Origin of the sequence: Arthrobacter endolithicus (assembly GCF_026627425.1) — a bacterium.
Taxonomy (GTDB): domain Bacteria; phylum Actinomycetota; class Actinomycetes; order Actinomycetales; family Micrococcaceae; genus Arthrobacter_M.
Map to the genome: position 1 here is coordinate 183,304 of NZ_JAPNLH010000005.1, position 16,463 is coordinate 199,766.

The window sequence follows — 16,463 nt, forward strand, 5'->3', positions numbered from 1 at the left end:
AATATTCCTTGCCTTCAGTCGTTGAGATAGTTCAGCAGATCGTGCCGGGTCAGCACTCCCACGGGGGCGCCCACAAACGTCACCATCAGCGCGTCCACGTCCTGCAGCTTGTGCCGTGCAGCGGCGATCGGTTCGAGCGAACCGATGATCGGCAGCGCGGGCTGCATGTGCTCGGTGATCTTGTCCGTCAGCTTGGCCTCGCCGCGGAACAATTTGCCGGTCAGCGTCCGCTCGTCCACGGCGCCGATCACTTCTCCCATCACCACGGGCGGTTCCTGCGTCAGGACCGGAATCTGCGAAACGCCGTACTCGCTCATCAGGGAGATCACATCGCGGACGGTCTCATTCGGATGGATGTGCACCAGCGCCGGCAGCTGCCCGTTTTTGGACCGCAGCACATCGCCGATCGCCGGCTCGTCGTCGGTCTTCAGGAAGCCGTAGGACTGCATCCACTTGTCATTGAAAATCTTGCCCAGGTAGCCGCGGCCGCTGTCCGGCAGCAGAACGACGACGACGTCATCGGCTCCCAGCCCCTTGGCGGCCTTCAGCGCGGCCACCACCGCCATGCCGCTGGATCCGCCGACCAGCAGACCTTCCTCACGGGCCAGCCGCCGCGTCATCGCGAAGCTGTCGGCATCGGAGACGGCGATGATTTCGTGCGGGACAGCCGGATCGTAGGAGGACGGCCAGATGTCCTCACCGACGCCTTCCACCAGATACGGCCGCCCCGTGCCGCCGGAGTAGACGGAGCCTTCCGGATCGACACCGATGATCCGTACCTCGCCGCCGTTCTCCGCTGCGCGGTCCGCCGAGACCTCGCGCAGATAACGCCCGGTCCCGCTGATGGTGCCACCCGTGCCCACGCCGGCCACAAAGTGCGTCACCCGCCCGTCCGTGTCCTTCCAGATCTCCGGGCCGGTCGTCTCATAGTGGCTCAAGGGGCCGTTCGCGTTGGAAAACTGGTCCGGCTTGTAAGCCCCGGCAATCTCGCGCACCAAGCGGTCGGACACGCCGTAGTAGGACTGAGGGCTGTCTGCGGCCACCGCAGTCGGGGTCACCACCACCTCGGCGCCATAGGCGGCCAACACGGCGCGTTTGTCCTCGCCCACCTTGTCCGGGACCACAAAGACGCATTCGTACCCTCGCTGTTGCGCCACCATCGCCATCGCCACGCCCGTATTGCCGCTGGTCGGCTCGATGATCGTGCCGCCGGGAGCAATCAGGCCCGCCTTGGCGGCTTCATCCAGCATCTTCACCGCGATTCGGTCCTTCGCGGAACCGCCGGGGTTCATATACTCCAGTTTCACCAGGACGGTGGCGGCCAGGCCTTGAGTAACTTTGTTCAGCTTGACCAGCGGCGTATTGCCGATCAGGTCCAGGACGGAATTGGCGTACTTCATACTCCCTAGGTTATGGGCTGGCCAACCATAGGGCTAACGCGGCGCCACAATGGCCTCTGCCCACGTTCCGGAACGACGCTCCGGCGGCCGGAGGTCACGGCGCAAAAATCGGCGCGAATTTCCACAACGTGGGCAGCTATCACGGTCCCGTCCCGGAAACGGCTAGATCAGCGCGTCCGAGAGGTGGTTCGGCGTACCAAAGCGGTGGGCGGTGATGCTGATGGCCTGTTCGCGCAGGAACGGCAGCAGCTCGATCCGCCCGGCCGGAGTCACCGGGCTGTGATACACCGCCACATCCGGCCGCCCGCCGAGGGCACCGGCCAGGGCTACGGCGTCCCCGCCGATGAGCCGGATGCGCCCGGCACCGAGCCGTGCCGCGGTTGCCAGCCAGCCGTCGTCGTCCTCCACCCGCACGCGGACGCCGTGCTCCGCCAGGACGGCGGCGACGGCAGAGGGGAGTACGACGGCGGAGGAAACGGTCAGCGCCGATCCGGCCAGCAGGCCCGCGGACAGCACCCGGAGCAGGGATACCAGCGGCTCGCCCGCACTGAGCCGGACGGTGACGGGAACCGGGCGGTAGCGGAAGATATTTCGCTCCGCGATGAGGCCCGAAACGTCCTTGCTGGTGCCGAATTCCTGGGCCCAGGCCGCGGCATCGCTGTGCAGCGCCGCTGCCAGCGCTTCGCTCTCCGCGTCCGACACAGAGGTTTTCGAGCCGCTTCGTACTGCGCCGAGCAGCGCGGCTGCCACGTCCGGGAGTTTGCCGCCGGGAGTACCGCCGGTGCCCGTCGTGGGAGCCGGTTCGGCCGGAACCCAGCTGCCCAGCCCCATCAGGTAGTTAGGGCCGCCGGCCTTGCCGCCTGCGCCGACGGCGGATTTCTTCCAGCCGCCGAACGGCTGGCGGCGGACAATCGCGCCGGTGATTGAGCGGTTTACGTACAGGTTTCCGCCCTCGATGGTCTCCAGCCAGGTGCCGATCTCCGCGGAGTCCAGCGAATGCAGCCCGGAGGTGAGTCCGTACTCGATCTGGTTCGTCATTGCGATCGCCTCTTCAAGAGTTGCTGCGGTCATCACGCCCAGCACCGGCCCGAAGAATTCCGTGAGATGGAAGTACGAACCGCGACGCACCCCGGAGCGCACGCCCGGGGACCACAGCCGGCCGTCGGCATCGAGCTTCTCCGGCTTGACGGCCCAGCTTTCCCCCTCGCCCAGCGTGGTGAGGGCGTTGAGCAGCTTGCCCTTGGCCGGTTCAATAATCGGCCCCATCTGCACGGTTGCGTCCGACGGGAAGCCCACTTTCAGCGAACGCACAGCATCCACCAACTGATGATGGAAGCGCTTGGAGGTGGCAACACTGCCCACCAGAATCACCAGCGAGGCGGCGGAGCATTTCTGCCCGGCGTGTCCGAAGGCGGAGGAGACAACATCCTTGGCCGCGAGGTCCAGATCGGCGCTCGGCGTAATAATGATGGCGTTTTTTCCGGAGGTCTCGGCCAGCAGCGGCAGGTCGGTGCGGAAGCTGCGGAATAGTTCAGCGGTTTCATAGCCACCGGTCAGGATTACCCGGTCCACGCTGGGATGCGCCACCAGTTGCTGCCCCAACTCGCGCTCGCCTAGCTGGACCAGTGCCAGCACCTCGCGGGGCACGCCGGCTTCCCAGAGTGCCTCCACCATGGCGGCACCGGAACGGCGGGCCTGAGTTGCCGGCTTGATAACGACGGCGGAGCCCGCGGCGAGCGCTGCCAGTGTCGAGCCCGCCGGAATGGCCACCGGAAAATTCCACGGCGGCGTCACCACGGTGACACGGGCCGGAACGAAGGTGGCACCGTCGACCGCGTCCAGGTCCTTGGCTCGCTCCGCGTAGAAATGGGCAAAGTCAATAGCCTCGCTGACCTCGGGATCACCCTGGTCAATGGTCTTGCCGGTTTCAGCGGCCATCACTTCGATCAGGTCCGCGCGGCGGGCTTCCAGCGCATCTCCGGCGCGGTGCAGAATGGCAGCACGCTCGGCGCCGCTGAGCGCCCCCCAGGCCTTGCCGTGCTCCGCGGCGGTGTTGAGCACAGCATTCAGCGCCGGCTCGTCGGTGATCATCGCGGCCTGCACCGCTGCGTTCCCCAATGTGGAGGAAGGAACGCGGTCCAGGATGGCCCGGCCCCATGTCCGGTTTGCCGGCAGAGCCGGATCCGTGTCAGCGGTGTTTTCGAAACCCTCCGACGGTGCCGCGGCCGCTTTCCGGCTGCGGTCCTGGGTGCGGTTAGGCCCGGGAACGGTGTCATCCAGGTTGGCCAGAGAGGCCAGGAATCGCTGCTTCTCGCGTTCGAAGAGGGCCTCGTTCTCGGTGAGCTCGAAGACAGCGGACATGAAGTTGTCCTGGCTGGCGCCCTCCTCGAGGCGGCGGATCAGATAGGCGATGGCGACGTCGAACTCCGCCGGGTGGACCACCGGCGTGTACAGCAGCAGCCTTCCCACGTCCTTGCGCACCACCTCGGCTTGGCCCGTGGCCATACCCAGAAGCATCTCAAACTCAATGCCCGCCGTTACCCCGCGCTGCTGTGCCAGCAGCCAGGCGAAGGCGACATCAAAGAGGTTGTGGCCCGCCACGCCGATCCGGACCGCGTCAATATGCTCGGCCGTCAGCGCATAATTGATGACGCGCTTGTAATTGGTGTCCGAATCCTGTTTGCTCCCCCAGGTTGCCAGCGGCCAGTCATGGATGGACGCCTCCACCTGCTCCATCGGCAGGTTCGCGCCCTTTACCACGCGCACTTTGATCGGAGCGCCGCCGCGTGCCCGGCGCGCGGTGGCCCACTCCTGAAGCTGCATCATGGCGGCGAGGGCGTCGGGCAGGTAGGCCTGAAGCACAATCCCGGCCTCCAGGTTCTGGAATTCCGGCCTGTCCAGGATCCGGGTAAAGACCGCGATCGTCAGGCTCAGGTCCTTGTATTCTTCCATGTCCAAATTGATGAACTTGGGTTTCGGGAAGGACGCCGCCAGCCGGTACAACGGGGTCAGCTTGTCCACCACGTGCTCCACCGCCTGGTCAAAGGCCCACAGGGAATGCGGGGCGACGGTGGAGGATTCCTTGATCGAGACGTAGTCCACGTCCGGCCGGGACAGCAGCTTCAATGTGCCCTCCAGCCGGCGCTGCGCCTCGTGCTCGCCCAGCACGGCTTCGCCGAGCAGGTTAATGTTCAGGTCCACGCCGTCCCGGCGGATCCCCGCGATGGCGGGGCCCAGCTTGGCGTCGGTGGCATCCACAATCAGGTGACCGACCATCTCGCGCAGCACGCGGCGGGCAACCGGAATCACCACCTGCGGCAGCACCGGGGCCATCACTCCGCCCAGACGGACCGCGCCGCGCATGTACCACGGCAGGAACGCGGGCACCTTCGGCGCCAGCGTGGCCAAATTGCGCCCGGCCACGGCGAGGTCCTCCGGCCGGATCACGCCGTCAACAAAACCCACCGTGAAGTCCAGCCCATTCGGGTCCTTCAGCACGCCGGCCAGCCGGCTGGCGGAGACATCCACCGGCACCTTGGCTGCCTCGGTCAGCCACCGACGCACGACGGCGATGGTCTCCTCCGCCAGTTCCTGCGGGTTGGACACCGAGACACCGGCGGAAGAACCCGCGGCGTTTCCGGCAGGCATTGCTGCCTCCTCGGCTGAAGCTGGCGCTTCGGGGCTGGAGCTGTTTTCCTGGATTGATTTCGGCATGCTGGAATCGATTCCTTCTGACGGGTCGTGCGGCGCTGTTCCTCTCAGTATGTGACTAGAATCAGATAAGAAAAAGCGATCTTTTCCGATCAATAATCATCATTATTGCCGATGAGTATTGACGATGGTTCGCCGCCGCCGGGTGGCTCGCTTCCAAGACAGGGGGACGGTCATGCTGGACGTACGACGACTGCGTCTTTTGCGGGAGCTGAAGATCAGGGGAACCCTCGCTGGCGTTGCTCAAGCACTAAACTTCAGTCCGTCGTCGGTCTCGCAACAGCTCGCCTTGCTGGAGAAGGAAGCCGGCGTTGTGCTGCTGCGCAAATCCGGTCGCCGGGTGCAGCTCACACCGCAGGCGCAGATCCTCATCGATCACACCGCGGAGCTGCTCGAAACGTTGGAACGTGCCGAGGCCGATCTTGCCGCTTCGCTGACCACTGTCACGGGCACCGTCCGCCTCGCCGTCTTCCAGTCCGCCGCCCTGGCACTAATGCCCGACGCCCTGACCATCATGCGCAATGAATATCCCGATGTCCGGCTGGAAATGACGCAGAAGGAACCCGAGACGGCCCTCTATGAAACCTGGGCCCGGGACTTTGACCTGGTCATTGCCGAGCAGTATCCGGGGCATGCCGCACCCCGCTACCCGGAGCTCGACCGCGTCACCTTGACCAGCGACGCCATCCGCCTCGCGACGCCCCTCGACGGCTGGGGCGGCCACGTCGTCGCTTCCCTGGCCGATACCGCCGCCCTGCCGTGGGTGATGGAGCCGCACGGAGCCGCTTCCCGGCACTGGGCCGAGCAGGCCTGCCGACAGGCGGGCTTCGAACCAGATGTCCGGTATGAAACCGCTGACCTGCAGGCCCAGATCCGACTGATCGAGTCGGGTAACGCCGTCGCCCTGATGCCTGACCTTGTCTGGACCGGACGCCCCACCACGGTCCGGCTGCTCGATCTTCCCGATCTCCCCCGCCGCACCGTATTCACCTCCGCACGCCAGGCCAGCCGGCGCCGCCCCGCCATTCTGGCCTGCCGCGAAGTCCTCAAGCGTGCCGCTGAGGCGATCCGGCAGGGCGGCGCTCCCTAATTTCCGCGGCTGCATAAGCGCGGCTGCCGAAGCGCGGGCACCACCAGCCAGCCGGCGAGACGGCGGAACCAGGATGCAGCCCGCTCCGGCGTTCATGGGACCATGGATGGATGACAGCCGGCACAACCGAGACCAGCGTCCTGGAGTTTGAGTGGGAACCATCTGGGCCGCTGGACCTGCAGCAGACCCTGGGTACGCTGCCCCGCGGCAGTTCGGATCGGACCATTATGCTCGCCGGCAACCAGGCGTGGCTGGGTCTGGCCACCGACGCGGGCGCCGCTACTCTTCGGCTGACCGTCCGCTCCCATGGCGCCGGACCGCACACCGTGACAGCGACGGCCTGGGGCCCGGGAGCGTCCGCGGCTCTTGCCGGCGCGCCGGCTCTGCTGGGCGGTAACGATGATTGGTCAGGCTTCGACCACCCGGACTTCCATGCCACGCTGCCGCGTTTAGTGACTCAAGCACGACGGCGGAACCTAGCCTTGCGATTGCCGGCCACCGGTCGGATGGTGGACGCCATCATCCCGGCGGTATTAGAGCAGAAGGTAACGATGAAGGAGGCACGGCACAGCTTCCGGTTCCTGGTGCACAAATTCGGCTCGGCGGCCCCGGGGGCGGCCGCAGGGGGTCCCGTTCCCGCCGGGTTGATGATCGCACCCAGCCCGGAACAGTGGGCGCGGATTCCGCCCTGGGAATGGCACCAGGCCGGAGTGGGCCCGCAGCGTTCGGCGACGGTCATGCGCCTGACCAAGGTCGCCTCGGCGTTGGAGCGCCTGGCCGCGGTGCCGGCGCAGGAGGCTGCGGCGAAACTGCAGTCCATCCCTGGCATCGGAATATGGACGGCTGCGGAGGTGACCCAGCGAACCCACGGCGACGCGGATGCCATTTCGGTCGGTGATTACCATCTTGCGGCGTTCGTCGGCCGCGCCCTCACCGGACGCCCCGTGGATGACGCGGGTATGTGCGCGCTGCTGGAGCCTTGGCGCGGCCACCGCCAGCGCGTGGTGCGGATGCTGGGCCTGAGCGGATTCCGCAAACCCGCATTTGGCCCCCGGATGACGATCCAGGACCATCGCTGGCACTGACTCCACCCGCTATTCGCCGTTGCTGCCGGCACGCCGTGGAAATGGACCGGTGCCGTGGAAATTTCCACGGCATCCGTCCAGATGACCGGCGAACCGCCGCCGGCAACCTGCGGTTAGGCTGGTTCCATGACTGAAACCATCGATCTGACCGCTACGTTCATCCCCAACCCCGGCGAATACTTCCGCGTGAAACTCGCGTTGGAAATCGCCATCGAGCAGGTTGTCGCGGAGCCCGGCTGCCTGCGCTATGAAATCACCGAGGACAGCGAGGAACGCATCGTCCTGACGGAGCGATGGGCCGGTGCGGAGGAATTGGATCGGCACAGCAAGGGCACCGCAGTACAGGATCTTAATGAGTCGCTCAGTGCCCTGCTCGCCGAGCCGGTAAAACTAGACCGGGGCTAATCCCGCCGGCCTCACTGCACTTCTGGCGGGATACGCCCCTCTGGCGGGACAAGCCCTGCTGGCCGGATACTCCCCTGCTGGCGGGACACGCCCTTCTGGCGGGATACTCCCCTGCTGGCGGGACAAGCCCTGCTGGCCGAATATTTCCCGTCGGCTAGATAATCTCGCCGGTCGCTGGGGCATCCCCGTCCGCCGAGGGAGCCGGCGCCTGGGCCTGCTGCCGTGCCACGTGCTCGTGGACTTCCTTCATATCCAGCGCCTTGACCGCGGTAATGACCTCGGCGAGCTGCGGGCCGTTGAGTGCGCCGGGCTGTGAGAAAACGAGCACCTTTTCACGGAAGGCCATCAGGGTCGGGATCGACGTGATGTTTGCCTCCGCGGCCAGCTGCTGCTCGGCTTCGGTGTCCACCTTGCCGAAGACGACGTCGTCATGCTGCTGGGACGCGGCGTCATAAGTCGGCGCGAAACGCAGGCACGGCTGGCACCAGGATGCCCAGAAATCGACGAGGACAATGTCGTTGCCCTCGATGGTGGTTCCGAATGAATCTGTGGTGATATCGACTGTAGCCATGCCTTAACGCTACGACAGGCCATCCGCCGGCACCAGTGACAGCAGCCGATTTCGCTGACCGCGTGAGCGGAAACATTCCTTACACACCATGCGGGGCATGCGCCGCGAGGTACTTACGCCCGGTCGCTATGATCAGCATGCCAATCAGCAGGGCGACGGCGGCGGTATAGAACGTTACCGGCGCACCAAAGTGCTCGGCCAGTTTGGCAGCGGCGAACGGTGCGATTGACCCGCCGAGCCAGCGGACAAAGTTGTAGCCGGCGCTGGCCACGGGCCGCGGTGAGTCCGAGACCTCCATGGCGAGTTCCGTGAAGAGCGTGTTATTGATGCCCAGGAGGGCGCCGCCGATGATCACCAGCACCACGATGGTCGGGATGGAATGTCCTGCAGCCAGGCCCATACCCACCAGCACCAGCACCAAGGCGCCCAGGGAACCGAGCAGGGTTTTCACCGGGCCAAAGTGGCGCTGCAGCACGGGTGCTACAAAAACGGAGAACACGGCAACTGCTACTCCCCAGCCGAAGAAGACGGCACCGATTCCATAGGCGTTCATGTGCAGAATAAAGGGCGTGAACGCCAGGATGGTGAAGAAGCCGTAGTTGTAGAAGAGCGCGCTGCCCGCGGTGGTCCGCAGCCCTGGGTGGGCAAGTGCGAGCAGCGGGTCCCGGAGCCGTGTGCGATTGGCCAGAGTAGGTGTCTTTGGCAGCAAAATGAGCAGCGCAATGAAAGCCACCGCCATAAGTGTGGCGGTCCCGAAGAAGGGGGCACGCCATTGCCAGCCGCCCAGCAGTGCGCCTACCAGCGGGCCGAGCGAAAGGCCCAGACCAAGGGCTGCTTCATAAAGAATGATCGCGGTGGCGCTGCCGCCGCTGGCCACGCCGACCATGACGGCAAGCGCCGTGGCAACGAAGAGCGCGTTACCCAGGCCCCAGCCGGCCCGAAATCCGACCAGCGTGGAAACATTTCCGGCAGTCCCGGACAGGGTGGCAAAAACCACGATGACGCCCAGCCCGATCAACAGCGTTTTCTTTCCGCCGATCCTGGAGGATACGAATCCGGTGATCAGCATCGCGACTGCGGTGACGAGGAAGTAGCTGGTGAAGAGCAAGGACACCTGGCTGGGTGTGGCCTGCAGGTTTTCCGCAATCGCCGGCAGGATCGGGTCCACCAGTCCGATGCCCATGAAAGCGAATACGGAAGCGATGGCCACGGCCCACACGGCCTTGGGCTGTTTGAGCATGGACGTTCTTTCCGCCCGAAATGTTTCTTCGATTTCTGCAACCTCGCCCGCTGCTGAGACCGCTCTGGTTGTTTCTGCCGTATTAGCTGCCCTTGTGGCTGCCACGGTTCCTCCTCTTGCTTGCTGTGCTGACTGATGCTGGGATAGTTCTGCGGGAATCAGGGTTTCCGGGGTTCACGGGGTTGAGCCGGTCAGTGCCCTGTTGAGCTTGTTCATCGCCCCGATCGCGCCGGCGATAGCGTCCCGCTCGGGCTGCGTCAGCTGGGCCAAACCGTCACCGAGCATGATGTTTCGGGCATGATTGGCCGAGGTCAGCGCGGCACCGCCCTTGGCCGTCAGGCTGACCAGCACGGCGCGGGCGTCTTTCGCATCCTGGGTGCGTTGCACCAGGCCTGCGTTCTCCAGCCGGATGATCTGCTCCGTCGCGCTGGGAACCCGGACGCCGGCCTTCCGCGCAATCTCGCTCACGCGGACCGGCCCTTCCGCCACGATGTTCAAGGTGCTGACCTGACCGGTACTCAAATCGTCATCGACATCCAAGGACCTCATCAGGTACACGGCCCGACGCAGACTCTCCCGGTAGCGGCCCGCCAGCTCATATAAGACTTCTTCACTCATAGTTAGGTAGCCTAATAGTTAGGCTACCTAAGTGTCAAATGCATCTGGAAGTGGTGCAATGAAGAATGCCTGAAAGCACGGCGCACAATGGCACCGGACCCCCGTCCCGGCAACCGCTCCTTCACCGGCTGACAGCGGCGGTTGCCGCACCCTATCAGCTCTGGCTCGGCGACGATGGCCAGCTTCGCACCTCGGGGGCGCAGGGCGCATATTTGGGTGATACCCGGATCCTGTCCTGTGCCCTTCTCACCGTCGACGGACGGGAGCCGGAAGCAGTGTCCGTGCATGTCCGGCCAGCAGTTGGCGGCCAGCTCATTGAAGCACGCTTCATTTTCCGCGGAGCCGGCTCGACGGTGCTCGCACCCCCGTGCCAGCTGACCCGGTCTTTGCTGGTCACCCCGCAGGGCGTCGGGGAATCCATCTGTATCGAGTCGGCTCTCAGGACGGCATTGACCGTCCACCTCGGCCTGGAACTGGCCGCAGATCTGGCCGGTATGGATGCCGTCCGCGGCGGAGCCATAACAGCACCGCTGATGCCGCGCATCGCGGCCGCAACCTACCGCTGGGACACGTCCGACGGCGTCGAATCAACGCTGGTGCTTAACACTCCTGCCGCCAGGGCAGGCGCCGCTACGTCAACCGCCGCCGATAACGCATCTGCCGTCGTCGTCCATTCAGTCACTCTGGAGCCGCACGGCACTGCTAAGTTCGGCTGGCAGCTGACCGGCACGGACCCGCTTTGCCCCGTGTCCGCGGCCCCCGCTTGGCAGGAACCTAAGCTGACTGCGGACACAAATCCGCGGCTCGCCGCCCTCGCTGCGCAATCTGCTTCCGACGTTGCCGGGCTGCGCCTGACCCTGCGTGGCTTGTCCGGGAAGCATCACCACGTCGCCGGGGAGCCCAGCGCAACCTTTCTCGCCGCAGGGGCGCCCTGGTACTTCACGCTGTTTGGCCGGGACTCGCTCTGGGCGGCACGGCTGCTCCTTTCCCGCGATCTGTCGCTGGCTGTCGGAACCTTGCGCACGCTCGCGGCTTTCCAAGGCAGTACGTCCGACCCCGCGACGGCGGAGCAGCCGGGGAAGATTCCGCATGAGCTGCGCAGGGACAGTTTCAGCATTCCCAGTGAGAATCAGGGCAAGGGTCTGTACCTGCCCCCGTTGTACTACGGCACCGTTGACGCAACACCACTGTGGGTCTGCCTGCTGCATGAGGCCTGGCAGGCCGGGATGGCGCATGAGGAGGTGGAGAGCCTACTCGATTCATGCGAGGCGGCGTTGGAATGGATGGTGGAGTACGGGGATTCCGACGGCGACGGTTTCCTTGAGTACATCGATCCAACCGGCAAGGGTTTGGCCAACCAAGGCTGGAAGGATTCAGCCGAGGCCATCCGTTGGCCGGACGGAACTCTGGCGTCAGGGCCGATTGCGCTCTGCGAGGTGCAGGCCTACGCGTACGAGGCAGCGATGGGCGGCTCCGCACTGCTGACGGCCTTCGGACGGAGCGCCTCACGCTGGCGGGCCTGGGGTACCGACCTCCAAGGCCGTTTCCGCGACAAATTCTGGTGCGAAGACCTTTCCGGCCGGTTCCCGGCCATTGCCCTGGATGCACAAAAACGTCCGGTGTCCAGCGCCGCCAGCAATATGGGCCACCTGCTCGGGACCGGACTACTCAACGGCGGGGAAAGCCAGGCCGTCGCCGAGCGGTTGACGGCCCCGGATCTTTTCACCGGCTTTGGGATCCGGACACTGTCGCAGACGAATGCCTGCTACTGGCCGCTGAGCTACCACTGCGGGTCTGTCTGGTCCCATGACACGGCCATCATCGTCGCCGGACTGCTAAAGGATGGGCATACCAACGCCGCCCACCGGATCGCCTCCGGCCTGCTGGATGCGGCGGAAGCCTTTCACTACCGTCTGCCGGAGTTGTTCGGGGGCTACTCCCGCAGCCAGGCTCCCGCGCCGGTTCCCTACCCCATGTCGTGTTTCCCGCAGGCGTGGGCAGCCGCCGCTGCGGTACCCATTCTGGACACCCTGGCCTGACCCGCTGCCTGGGCCAGCGTCCGGCCGTCCGGCCCGCAGCTGAGCGGACGCGAGAATGCGATGACGGAGGATCGCAGCACAGCCTGGATTCAGCTCGCCAAGGGGAACCCAATCGTTGGTGGTAGCCAACGAATGGTTCCTTGGCTACGTTTTCCCGGCAGGCACCGCAACGCTACGGGCAACCCGCCGCTGCCCAAAGAGCTAACACGGCCAACGGAAGGACAATAATGACCGTCGCCAGCCCCGCCAAGGCGTACCAGCCCCAGGAGACATTAACCGCCAGGGCCTTGAGCCGTTCATGCCAAAGCAGCGTCGCCAGCGATGCCCACGGTGAAATCAGCGGACCTAGATTTACGCCGATCAACAGCGCCGCGAGCCGCACCGGCGAGCCGGCCACGGGTTCAAGGGCCAGATAGGCGGGGAGGTTATTAACCCCATTGGCAGCCAGGGCGCCAACAGCGGCCAGCTGCAGCAGGCCCGCGAGTCCGTTGCCCGAACCCGCTACGTGGACCAGGAGGGCGCCGAGCCCATGCGAATGCATTGTCTGCACCACGAGAAAAAGCCCGGATGTCAGCAGGAGCGGAAGCCACGGGAACATGGACCAGCGCAGGGCCTGGTGCCGGCGGAACCCAAGGACGACCAGAAGGAACACGGCCGCAATGCCGGCCGGGATCACCACCGGCACCCCCGAGACCAGGGCCGGAAGCAGCAGCAGCACCGCGACACCGGCAAGTATGAGCAACAACCGATCCGGTGCCGACCCGGCGTCCACCGGAGTGTAGTCACCGCGCAGCTGGCGGCCGAACATGATCCACAGCAACGCCGCCGGAACCGCAACGCCCACTAGAGCCGGCGCCCACATCATGGCCGCGAAAGCTGCCGGGGAAAGCCCCAGCCGCTGCTGCGCCAGCAGATTGGTCAGGTTGGAAACGGGGAGCAAAAGGGACGCCGTATTGGCAAGCCAGACCGTGGTCAGCGCGAACGGCAGCGCAGGGATGCGGGCGTGGATGGCCAGCAGGACGACGACGGGCGTAACCAGCACCGCCGTCGAGTCCAAGGACAAGAAGACCGTGCTGACGGTAGAGAGCGCCACCACGAACAGCCACAGCAGCCAGACTCTTCCCATTATTGTGCCGGCTTCAGTGCCTCCATCGGTGTGCGTGCCAGTACCGGTATCGGTGTCTGCCGGGCCTGAGCGGGTACCCAGCCGTGCGAGCGCCCTGGTCACCAGACGGAAGACCCCCGCCTCGTCGGCCAACTCTGTCACCAAGGTCATCGCCACCACGAACAGCAGGATCGGCCCTGTCCGGTCGGCCAGGCCGACGAAGTCCGGCCAGGGCAGCAGCCCGCTGACCAGCATCCCCACTCCGGCCAGGAACAGGGCCGCGGGAAGTGCTGCACTGCGGAGGATTTTCACCTGCCAATCTTCGCACCCAAGCCCGTCGTGACTCGTTAGTGGAGGACTTTCAGGCCCACCACGCACGCCACGATCCCCAGCAGCAGGGCGATTTTAAGCACGGATACCGGTTCGGCGTCGAAGATCATTGCGTACGTTATGGTCAGCACCGCGCCGATTCCCACCCACACGGCGTACGAGGTTCCGGTGGACAGCTCACGCATGGCGAACGCCAAGCCGGCCATACTGAGCGCCAGGCCCATGCCAAAGACGACCGTCGGCCAGAGCCTGCTGAACCCTTCGGATTTTCCCAGCGCCGTCGCCCAGACGGCCTCGAAAATGCCGGAAATTACCAAAATTACCCAAGACACCATGATCTCCTTGTCGCCGTCTTGTCGCTGTCCGGGTACGGCGTACTCGTCCGGGTGCCATTAGCACTGTGGAAAATTATGGCGTTCTAAAAATCTCACGCCGAAGTTCCCGCTGCAAGCTCATACCCGCCAGTATGGAATTATGCCCGAACCGCTGTTGCCGCCGTCCTTGGAAACACAGTCTCTGGGAACGCAGTCCCTGATGACCGCTGCGTATGTTCGTCGGCGCGGTGCCGCCGCCAGCATCGAAGTGGGGCGCCTACCCAGGCCCAGCCCCGCAGCCAACGAAGTCCTGGTCGCCGTCGAATCCGTCGCCCTGAACCCCGTCGACACGCTCGTCAGATCCGGCCGGTACCGCACCAATCTGCCGCTGCCCTTCGTCGTCGGACGTGATCTCGTCGGAACCGTGGTGCGCAGCGGAACCGCGGTGCAGGGATTTTCTACCGGCGGCCGAGTCTGGTGCAACAGCTTGGGGCACGATGGGCGGCAGGGTTCCTTCGCCGAGTTCGCCGTTGTCCCTGCGGACCGGTTGTACCGGCTGCCTGACGGCGTCGATCCCGAAACCGCCATCGCCGTGGCGCATCCGACTGCGACGGCGTACCTGGCCTGGTTTGTGCACGGCGGGCTGCGGCCGGGCCAAACGGTGTTCGTCGGCGGCGGCGCCGGTAATGTCGGCCTGGCCGCGGTGACGACGGCGGCACTGGCGGGCGCACGCGTGGTGGCCAGTTGCCGTCCGGAGGACTTCGCCCGCTGCCGCCGGGCCGGCGCGGACGCGGTCATCGATTACCGCGACCCGGCGTTGGCAGATCACCTGACCGATAGGGCACCGGAGGGAGTGGATATTTTTTGGGACACGTCCGGACATACCGACTTCGCGGCCGCGGCCGGCGCGACCGTTCCCGGGGCCAGGGTCCTGATCACGGCAGCTCCCGGGGCTGCAACCAGCGGCACGGCGGCCGCCACAACAAATGTTCCGCTGGCCCAGCTATACACCCGGGATATCAGCGTGCTGGGGTTTGTGATCAGCCGCGCCAGCGTGGCAGACCTGGCCGGGGCCGCGGGCCTGATCAACCGGATGTTGGTCCGGAACCAATTGCACGCGCGGATCACAGAACGGCTGCCGCTGGAACAAACGGCGTCCGCTCACGAGCACATGGAGGCGGGGACTGTGACGGGCAGGATCCTGCTGCACCCCTGATCTGCCCTCGAATACCGCACCCTTCGGAGGTGTTGGCACCAGAATCAGAGCGTCAAAAAGGCCCGGAACCTGACGATCTCTCGTCGCGTTCCGGGCCTCTCATGATGTGGCAGATGAGGGATTCGAACCCCCGTAGGCGTTGCCAGCTGATTTACAGTCAGCCCCCTTTGGCCGCTCGGGTAATCTGCCGCAGGCCTGCCGCTCCGATAATCCGGACCAACATTTGCTCCCTACAAGTGGAAGCACTAAAACGATACTAGGAAAGTGGCCAGGAATCGAATCGAGGCCTCGGCATTCCTTCCGGGGATGCCAGCTGGTGGCCTAGGCATCCGTCTGGATTCGCCGGATGAGCTGCTGCTCAAACCGCCCGGCCTGTTCCTCCGTCACCTGCCGAAGAGCGACGGCACGAGCCAGGTCTGCGTGCACGCCGTCAATTCTGGACGACGCTGCGGCAGTTGGCGACGGTGTGGAGCCTGCTGCGGAAAACGCTGTGGAGGCGGCCAGGGTGGCTGCGGCGATCATGGTTCCCGCTGCAATTTTCGCGCCCCGGACGATGTATCGGCGCGGTTTTCCGGTGGACATGCTGATCTCCCTTTTTGATGAAAGGCTTCTGGTCCCCTCTACAGTTCCAACTCTGCCGGGCCTTTTTGTGCTCCCGCTTTGCGTCCGCTTGGAGTGAACTGAGAAACCGTGCCCGACGGCGGCCGCCGTGTGCCGTCGTCGGCCGCTAGCCAACGCCGGTTAGCCGGATAGGCTAGAAGACAAAGCGCATTGTACTCATTTTCGATTATTTGGAGGGCCTCATGGCCAGCGAATCAACATTCGACGTCGTCAGCAAAGTCGACAAGCAGGAAGTCGCCAATGCCTTGAACCAGGCGCAGAAGGAAGTTGCCCAGCGTTACGACTTCAAAGGCATTGGGGCGGAGATTGACTTCAGCGGTGAAAAGATCCTCTTGAAGGCAAACTCGGAGGAACGCGTGAAGGCAGTTCTGGACGTTTTCGAGAGCAAATTGATCAAGCGCGGTATTTCGCTGAAATCCCTCGATGCCGGCGAACCGTTCGCCTCGGGCAAGGAATACCGGCTGGAGGCCGCCATCAAGGAAGGCATCGAGCAGGACATCGCGAAGAAGATCAACAAGCTCATTCGCGACGAAGCGCCCAAGGGTGTTAAGTCCACTATCCAGGGAGACGAGCTGCGGGTAAGTTCCAAGAGCCGTGACGACCTGCAGTCGACCATGGCGCTGCTGAAGAATTTCGAGGATGCCGACCTCCAGTTCATCAACTTCCGCTAGATGCCGGCGCCGGCGAGGGGGTCTCGTCGACCTCTTGATCCCCTTCG

The 16,463-nt window shown here is 64.9% G+C and carries 14 protein-coding genes, 1 tRNA gene and 1 riboswitch; of the genes, 6 read left to right on the forward strand and 9 right to left on the reverse strand.

Annotated features, from left to right (window positions below; all coding sequences use genetic code 11):
• Positions 1-14 precede the first annotated feature (14 nt).
• The gene (locus tag OS914_RS06445) at positions 15-1,400 is read right to left on the reverse strand and encodes a cystathionine beta-synthase (RefSeq protein WP_267545226.1); all 1,386 of its coding nucleotides are present in this window, start codon (positions 1,398-1,400) and stop codon (positions 15-17) included.
• A gap of 162 nt (positions 1,401-1,562) precedes the next feature.
• Positions 1,563-5,048, reverse strand: a complete 3,486-nt coding sequence (locus OS914_RS06450; RefSeq protein WP_267545276.1) for a bifunctional proline dehydrogenase/L-glutamate gamma-semialdehyde dehydrogenase — start codon at positions 5,046-5,048, stop codon at positions 1,563-1,565.
• Positions 5,049-5,286: 238 nt separating this feature from the next.
• On the opposite strand from OS914_RS06450, the gene OS914_RS06455 reads away from it, so the two are divergent.
• From OS914_RS06455 to OS914_RS06465, 3 genes are all read left to right on the forward strand, one after another.
• Positions 5,287-6,201 carry a LysR substrate-binding domain-containing protein gene (locus OS914_RS06455; protein ID WP_267545227.1) on the forward strand — a complete coding sequence of 305 codons (915 nt, stop codon included), beginning with the start codon at positions 5,287-5,289 and terminating at the stop codon, positions 6,199-6,201.
• A gap of 110 nt (positions 6,202-6,311) precedes the next feature.
• Positions 6,312-7,286, forward strand: a complete 975-nt coding sequence (locus OS914_RS06460) for a DNA-3-methyladenine glycosylase family protein (protein WP_267545228.1) — start codon at positions 6,312-6,314, stop codon at positions 7,284-7,286.
• Positions 7,287-7,412: 126 nt separating this feature from the next.
• Complete coding sequence (locus tag OS914_RS06465; protein WP_267545229.1) at positions 7,413-7,691, forward strand: putative quinol monooxygenase; 279 nt, start codon at positions 7,413-7,415, stop codon at positions 7,689-7,691.
• Between the two features lie 154 nt (positions 7,692-7,845).
• Here the strand turns inward: OS914_RS06465 and OS914_RS06470 are convergent, their stop codons facing one another.
• The 3 genes from OS914_RS06470 to OS914_RS06480 all read right to left on the reverse strand — a co-directional run bounded on the left by OS914_RS06470 (position 7,846) and on the right by OS914_RS06480 (position 10,120).
• A complete protein-coding gene (locus OS914_RS06470) occupies positions 7,846-8,262 on the reverse strand; it encodes a thioredoxin family protein (RefSeq protein ID WP_267545230.1) in 417 nt (138 codons plus the stop codon).
• A gap of 79 nt (positions 8,263-8,341) precedes the next feature.
• Positions 8,342-9,535, reverse strand: a complete 1,194-nt coding sequence (locus OS914_RS06475; RefSeq protein WP_267545277.1) for an MFS transporter — start codon at positions 9,533-9,535, stop codon at positions 8,342-8,344.
• A 141-nt stretch (positions 9,536-9,676) separates the two neighbouring features.
• Complete coding sequence (locus tag OS914_RS06480; protein WP_267545231.1) at positions 9,677-10,120, reverse strand: MarR family winged helix-turn-helix transcriptional regulator; 444 nt, start codon at positions 10,118-10,120, stop codon at positions 9,677-9,679.
• A gap of 65 nt (positions 10,121-10,185) precedes the next feature.
• On the opposite strand from OS914_RS06480, the gene OS914_RS06485 reads away from it, so the two are divergent.
• Positions 10,186-12,159 (forward strand): glycogen debranching N-terminal domain-containing protein, encoded by a 1,974-nt coding sequence (locus OS914_RS06485; RefSeq protein ID WP_267545232.1) that lies wholly within the window; start codon positions 10,186-10,188, stop codon positions 12,157-12,159.
• Between the two features lie 172 nt (positions 12,160-12,331).
• On the opposite strand, the gene OS914_RS06490 is transcribed toward OS914_RS06485, so the two are convergent.
• Both OS914_RS06490 and OS914_RS06495 read right to left on the reverse strand, forming a co-directional pair.
• Positions 12,332-13,576 (reverse strand): SLC13 family permease, encoded by a 1,245-nt coding sequence (locus OS914_RS06490; protein ID WP_267545233.1) that lies wholly within the window; start codon positions 13,574-13,576, stop codon positions 12,332-12,334.
• A 35-nt stretch (positions 13,577-13,611) separates the two neighbouring features.
• Complete coding sequence (locus OS914_RS06495) at positions 13,612-13,926, reverse strand: DMT family transporter (RefSeq protein WP_267545278.1); 315 nt, start codon at positions 13,924-13,926, stop codon at positions 13,612-13,614.
• Between the two features lie 10 nt (positions 13,927-13,936).
• Positions 13,937-13,996: riboswitch (guanidine-III (ykkC-III) riboswitch) on the reverse strand.
• A gap of 72 nt (positions 13,997-14,068) precedes the next feature.
• Here OS914_RS06495 and OS914_RS06500 point away from each other — a divergent pair.
• The gene (locus tag OS914_RS06500) at positions 14,069-15,124 is read left to right on the forward strand and encodes an NADPH:quinone reductase (protein ID WP_267545234.1); all 1,056 of its coding nucleotides are present in this window, start codon (positions 14,069-14,071) and stop codon (positions 15,122-15,124) included.
• A gap of 107 nt (positions 15,125-15,231) precedes the next feature.
• Here the strand turns inward: OS914_RS06500 and OS914_RS06505 are convergent.
• Together OS914_RS06505 and OS914_RS06510 are read right to left on the reverse strand one after the other, a co-directional pair.
• A tRNA-Tyr gene (locus tag OS914_RS06505) sits at positions 15,232-15,313 on the reverse strand.
• Between the two features lie 132 nt (positions 15,314-15,445).
• On the reverse strand, positions 15,446-15,706 hold the full coding sequence (locus OS914_RS06510) for a hypothetical protein (protein ID WP_267545235.1): 261 nt from the start codon (positions 15,704-15,706) through the stop codon (positions 15,446-15,448).
• 221 nt (positions 15,707-15,927) lie between these two features.
• Between OS914_RS06510 and OS914_RS06515 the strand changes: the two genes are divergently transcribed.
• Positions 15,928-16,416: a YajQ family cyclic di-GMP-binding protein gene (locus OS914_RS06515; protein ID WP_267545236.1), complete on the forward strand. Its 489-nt coding sequence runs from the start codon at positions 15,928-15,930 to the stop codon at positions 16,414-16,416.
• Positions 16,417-16,463 lie beyond the last annotated feature (47 nt).

Coding starts and splice junctions, on each gene's coding strand:
- OS914_RS06450 (WP_267545276.1), bottom strand. CDS start 5,048: ATGCCTGCCGGAAACGCCGCGGGTTCTTCCGCCGGTGTCTCGGTGTCC.
- OS914_RS06460 (WP_267545228.1), top strand. CDS start 6,312: ATGACAGCCGGCACAACCGAGACCAGCGTCCTGGAGTTTGAGTGGGAA.
- OS914_RS06510 (WP_267545235.1), bottom strand. CDS start 15,706: ATGTCCACCGGAAAACCGCGCCGATACATCGTCCGGGGCGCGAAAATT.
- OS914_RS06445 (WP_267545226.1), bottom strand. CDS start 1,400: ATGAAGTACGCCAATTCCGTCCTGGACCTGATCGGCAATACGCCGCTG.
- OS914_RS06485 (WP_267545232.1), top strand. CDS start 10,186: ATGCCTGAAAGCACGGCGCACAATGGCACCGGACCCCCGTCCCGGCAA.
- OS914_RS06515 (WP_267545236.1), top strand. CDS start 15,928: ATGGCCAGCGAATCAACATTCGACGTCGTCAGCAAAGTCGACAAGCAG.
- OS914_RS06470 (WP_267545230.1), bottom strand. CDS start 8,262: ATGGCTACAGTCGATATCACCACAGATTCATTCGGAACCACCATCGAG.
- OS914_RS06500 (WP_267545234.1), top strand. CDS start 14,069: ATGCCCGAACCGCTGTTGCCGCCGTCCTTGGAAACACAGTCTCTGGGA.
- OS914_RS06480 (WP_267545231.1), bottom strand. CDS start 10,120: ATGAGTGAAGAAGTCTTATATGAGCTGGCGGGCCGCTACCGGGAGAGT.
- OS914_RS06455 (WP_267545227.1), top strand. CDS start 5,287: ATGCTGGACGTACGACGACTGCGTCTTTTGCGGGAGCTGAAGATCAGG.
- OS914_RS06465 (WP_267545229.1), top strand. CDS start 7,413: ATGACTGAAACCATCGATCTGACCGCTACGTTCATCCCCAACCCCGGC.